The organism is Vibrio sp. 1401 (assembly GCF_033340295.1).
Window position 1 is genome coordinate 1 of record NZ_JAWOWF010000769.1, and the last position, 538, is coordinate 538.

Consider the following 538-nt stretch of genomic DNA (forward strand, 5'->3'; position numbering starts at 1 on the left):
TTTTTGACAATTTAATTAATAGATATCAAAAAAATTATTCATATAAACCGATAGCATGCCGATACAAAACTCATAAGTTATAAATATATCAGGAAGACATTCCATGTTAGAAAAGTACAGAAATCAAAGTGTTGGCTTTCAACTAAAGTTAGTCATCACTTTGTGCCTAGTAATTGCCTTTTCCAGCATTGCTGCGCTCGTTTATCGAAACGCATCTGGCGTGCTGCTAGAAAGTACGTTGAGAGAACATCAATCCAAAGTCGAGTCGATGGCAAAAACCATTGCCGGTCAGTTCGATGCTTACCTTCATACTGCTCAAGTACTCGAATCAACTTTTCGCAATGGTTACCTTGCAGGCGTTTATGTAGAAAACTACACGGTAGACTTCATGGGCCATGAAGTACCAAATATCACGCAATACAGCGAAAGTTTGATTAACGACACAAAGCTGGTCGACAGCTTCACACGTGATACCGGAGCAATCGCAACGTTATTTGCACCACTTGGTGATGACTTCATTCGCGTTTCAACATCATTA

The 538-nt window shown here is 39.4% G+C and carries 1 protein-coding gene; it reads left to right on the forward strand.

Translation table 11 applies throughout. The features are described from left to right. Positions 1 to 103 precede the first annotated feature (103 nt). On the forward strand, positions 104 to 538 hold a 435-nt coding region (locus R7Z77_RS28065), incomplete at its 3' end, for a Cache 3/Cache 2 fusion domain-containing protein (RefSeq protein ID WP_318137398.1).